Source organism: Nocardia sp. NPDC060220, from assembly GCF_042727815.1.
In the GTDB taxonomy this organism is placed as follows: Bacteria; Actinomycetota; Actinomycetes; order Mycobacteriales; family Mycobacteriaceae; genus Nocardia.
The window spans coordinates 1-4,263 of sequence record NZ_JBHWZY010000612.1 but is presented as its reverse complement, the minus strand read 5'-3'; the positions used below and the strand labels follow the sequence as shown (position 1 = coordinate 4,263).

Annotated in this window: 6 protein-coding genes; 3 read left to right on the top strand and 3 right to left on the bottom strand. The window is 68.7% G+C overall.

The features are described 5' to 3' along the window. Window positions 1-52: 52 nt before the first annotated feature. From ACFWF3_RS26265 to ACFWF3_RS26255, 3 genes are all read right to left on the bottom strand, one after another. On the bottom strand, window positions 53-595 hold the full coding sequence (locus tag ACFWF3_RS26265; RefSeq protein ID WP_378994759.1) for a YceI family protein: 543 nt from the start codon (window positions 593-595) through the stop codon (window positions 53-55). 90 nt (window positions 596-685) lie between these two features. After that, window positions 686-880, bottom strand: a complete 195-nt coding sequence (locus ACFWF3_RS26260) for a hypothetical protein (RefSeq protein WP_378994757.1) — start codon at window positions 878-880, stop codon at window positions 686-688. Between the two features lie 81 nt (window positions 881-961). Beyond that, a complete protein-coding gene (locus ACFWF3_RS26255; protein WP_378639341.1) occupies window positions 962-2,182 on the bottom strand; it encodes an MFS transporter in 1,221 nt (406 codons plus the stop codon). Window positions 2,183-2,349: 167 nt separating this feature from the next. Between ACFWF3_RS26255 and ACFWF3_RS26250 the strand changes: the two genes are divergently transcribed. The 3 genes from ACFWF3_RS26250 to ACFWF3_RS26240 form a co-directional block, all read left to right on the top strand. Further along, complete coding sequence (locus ACFWF3_RS26250; protein ID WP_378994755.1) at window positions 2,350-3,192, top strand: DUF72 domain-containing protein; 843 nt, start codon at window positions 2,350-2,352, stop codon at window positions 3,190-3,192. A gap of 225 nt (window positions 3,193-3,417) precedes the next feature. After that, on the top strand, window positions 3,418-3,978 hold the full coding sequence (locus ACFWF3_RS26245; protein ID WP_378639326.1) for a hypothetical protein: 561 nt from the start codon (window positions 3,418-3,420) through the stop codon (window positions 3,976-3,978). A 112-nt stretch (window positions 3,979-4,090) separates the two neighbouring features. After that, on the top strand, window positions 4,091-4,263 hold a 173-nt coding region (locus ACFWF3_RS26240; protein ID WP_379315991.1), incomplete at its 3' end, for an acyl-CoA dehydrogenase family protein.

The window sequence follows — 4,263 nt, the reverse complement described above, 5'->3', positions numbered from 1 at the left end:
GCCGGCTCGGAAACGTCGTCCTGACATGCGCCCCTCCTGTGCTCGGTGCCGCTCAGCTCTGCAGGCCGACCTCGACGTCGAGCGAGAGGTTGATCTTGTCGCCGATCACGGCGCCGCCGTCGGCCATCGGGATGTCGGTGGTGAGGCCGAAATCGCGGCGGTTGATGGTGGCGGTCGCGGAGAAACCGGCGACCGGGGCGTCGGCCATCCCGGGGCCGGTGCCGAGGAATTCGACCTCGAGGGTCACCGGGTGGGTGTTGCCGCGGATGGTGAAGTCGCCGGTGACGGAGAACTCGGTGCTGCGCGCCGTGAAACCGGTGGCCTTGAAGGTGGCGATCGGGTGGTTGGCGACGTCGAAGAAGTCGGCGCTGGCCAAGTGCCCGTCTCGTTGCGCGTTGTCGGTGGTGACCGAAGCCACCTTCATCTCGACATCGGCGTCGGCGGAGCCGTCGGGATGAACCACGAGCGTGCCCGCGAAATCGGTGAATCGGCCGCGCACTTTGCTCACCATCAGATGGCGCACGGAGAACTGGAGCGTGGAATGCGCGGGGTCGATGACCCAGGTTCCAGCGGGTAGTCCGGTAGGGGCCGACATGGTCTCTCCTCACTTGGCGATCCGGCCGTGTGGGCCGACGGGCGTGAAGCGATAGCGCCAACCAGCGTAACCCCGTTCACCGCGGGCGGGTCAGTCCTCGCTGGTGGCGCGTTCGCCGAGAAACCGCAGGAGCGCGGGATCGGTGGAGGTGAAGCGGTCTGCTTCCTGTCCGCCGGTGCACTCGTAGAGGGCGATGGTCACGGAGTCGGGTCGGCGGCTGACGACCCGCCAGACCGCGCCGGAATCCTGCCAGCGGAGAAGGGTTTCGACGGGGTCGGTGCTCACTCGATCCACCGTAACGCGCGGTCGCGGATCGTCGGGGTCGGCCGACGCGCGGGCGACGGCTTCAGCGGGAAAGGGTTGCGCTCAGATCCGTTCGCGGTAGTTCGCGGCGACGAGCGCGAGGCAACCGGCGGCGATCGCGGCGGTGACCAGATACATGGCGGGGTAGCCGAAACCGAGGCCGCTGTGCAGGGACGACAGGACCGCGGGCACGCCGAAGCCGAGGTAGCTCACCGAGTAGAAGACCGCGTTCAAGCCCGCGAGGTCGCCGGGGCCCGCGAGGCGTTCGATCTGCTGCAGCCCTGCGACGAGGCCGATGCCGTAGCCGCTGCCGAGCACTACGGCGGTCAGCAGCGTCACCCAGATGCTCAAAGTGGCCGCCGTCCACGCCGCCAGAACCATGCCGGTGGTGAGCAGCACGAGCGCGACCACCGCCGCGCGCGCGGTGCCAGGGCGGTCGATGCGTCGCGCCACCGATTGGATGGTGAATCCGCAGCCGAGCGTCACCATGGTGACCAGAGCGGAGAAGGCGATCGGGGCCTGCTGCACGCGCGGCAGCATCAGCGTCGGCAGGACCGCGTAGGCGGTGGCGTTGGCGGTGAACAGCCACAGGGCGATCGGCACCGCCACCCGCAGGAATCGCCGGTGCCCGGCGGCGGGGATCTTCAAGTCGTCGCGCAGCCTGCCCGGATTCGCTCGGCGGGTCACGGTTTCCGGTGTTCGAGCCACCCAGAACGCGGTCGCGACGCAGAGTGCCGCATTGACGAGATAGGCGGTCGAATCGGGCAGCGGACCCCACTGCGCGAGGGTTCCCGCCACACCCGCGCCGAGGGCGAATCCGGCGGTCAGGCTCATCGCGGATCGCCGGGCCCCCTTGCCCGTGGCAGCGGCGGCGAACGGAGGTTGCGACAGTTCCTTGAGCCAGCTGCCGCCGACCGCCATCGCCAGTCCGAGCGCGACACCGCACAGCATCCGCCCGGCCGCCAGCATCGGCACCGAGGCCGCGCCCACCGCGAGCAACAGCGAACCGGCCGCGGCGATCAGTGGAGCGGGCAGCATCAAGGGGCGGCGTCCGAACCGGTCGGACAGTGGGCCGCCGATGAGCAGGGCGGGCACGATGCCAAGGACGTAGTAGAACAGCAGCAGGTCGACCGCGGTCAGCGCAAGACCGTGGGCTTTGTACATCACCAGCAGCGGCGTGAACTCGTTGCCGCCCCACGCGATCGCCACCATGGCGGCGGACACGCCCAGCCAGGCGCGGGTGACGGAGACAGCACTGGGCCGCTCGGTGGTGAGAATCGCCATCACAGGCCCTTTCCGTTGTGCGCGCACCGGAATTCAGGGATGTGGCGGTCGTACGGTCGCCGATCTGCTCGGCCGGACACCGCTACTCCCGCCGCCCGCGCACAGGGCGAACTGGTGGCAACCGGTCTCATTTTAGGGGCGGCCGGTCGCTGTATTACCGTCGGCCTGTGCGTGAGCTGCGGATGGGGTGTGCGATGTGGACGCATCCGCAGTGGCAGCAGCGGTTGCCCGCGCCGGGGGAGCGCCTGCGTGCCTACGCCGGGCACTGCGGTGCGGTCGAGGGCAACACCACGTTCTACGCGACGCCGTCCGCGTCCACCGTCGAGTCATGGGCCCGACAGACCGCGCCCGATTTCCGGTTCGTGCTCAAGCCGCCGAGGGCGGTGACGCACGAGCGCCGGCTCGTCGACGCGGGCGCCGAACTCGGGGCGTTCCTCGACGTGATGGCGCCGCTCGGGCCGCGGGTGCACGCGTTGTGGATCCAGTTGCCCGCATCGTTCGGCCCGACCGATCTCGGCGCCCTCGCGCGCTTCCAGCGCGAGTTGCCCGGTGGACTGCGCTGCGCGGTGGAAGTGCGTCATCCAGCGTTCTTCGACGACGAGCGGGCCGCGGTGCAGCTGGAACGGGTGCTCGGGCGGATCGGGGCCGAATGGGTGCCGTTCGACACGACGGTCCTGTTCGACGGGCCACCGGGTGACCCCTCCGAATTCGAGGCACGGGCGAAGAAGCCTCGCGTTCCGCGCCGGATGCGGGCGCTCACCGAGTACCCGATCGTGCGCTACCACGGGCGCGCCGACACCGACCGCACCGTCGCGGGCTGGCAGCCGTGGGTGGAGACGGTCGCGGGTTGGCTGCGCGAAGGTCGCTCGCCGACGGTCTTCGTGCACACGCCCGACAATGCCGCGGCCCGTGGCCTGGCACGCCGTTTCCACGACGAGGTCCGCGCGATCGTCCCCGACCTGCCCGCCCAGCCGACACCCGAGTCCGACGAGCCGATGACGCTGTTCTGAGCGGATGTCCGGAATCCGACCAGGTTCTCAGAGGCTGCTCTTATCGAGCGTTGTCGCTTCATGCCAACGTTGGCATGAAGGGTGACGGACACCCGATCCGCCGAGCCCGGGCTGTTCGAGAGAAACTCCGTTTCGCTGAGCGGCGCCCATCGTGGACACCTAGGGTTGGTTCGGGGGTGGCGGGGGGTTCGCACACGCCCGTGAGATCTACTTCGGAGTGACGAATTGACCGAGCACACAAGCGAACTCGACCAGGCGATCGCCGAACGACTCGAACCGTGGACCGCCCGGCTCGGCGCCGACCGCAAGGCCTATTTCCATCATGTGCTGCGGGTATTGCGCTCAGCCGATCTCCTGTTCGCCCGCAGCGGCGAGCCAGGGCCGCCGCCGAGTTCGCGGGAGGAGTTCCGCACCGCGGCGACCTTCCACGATCTCGGTATCTGGGCGGCGTGCACCTTCGACTATCTCGAACCGTCGTGCGCGCTGGCGGGCGACTGGCTGATCACGCACGACCGGGAGGACATCGCCGAGCTCGTCACCGAGATGATCCGCGACCACCATCGTGTGCGCCCGGCGGGCGGCGCGACCGATCCGGTGGAGCTGTTCCGGCGGGCCGATCTGATCGACGTGACGTTCGGTGCGCGCCGCTACGGACTGCCTTACGCGGCCTACTCCGCACTGATGCGGCGGTACCCGGACAGCGGCTTCCATCTCAAGCTGGTGGAGCTGACAGTCCGGCGCGCGCTCATCCATCCGTTCTCACCTTTACCGATGATGCGCTGGTGAGAGGCTATTTCGGCAGCACTATTGTCACGACGCCAATACTGCGGCACACTGGTGTCCGTAACCACCGGTCACGCCTGGACCGGTGCTGTGCCGAGCCGAACAAGGAGACTCGATGGCCGCCAATCGGTCCAGCTGGATGAACGAGGACCTGGACGCCCTGCGTGACATGACCCGTGCGTTCATGGCCAAGGAACTTGTCCCCAACATCGACAAGTACCGCGAGCAGCACCATGTCGACCGCGACCTGTGGAACAAGGCGGGCGAAGTCGGCCTGCTGTGCATCTC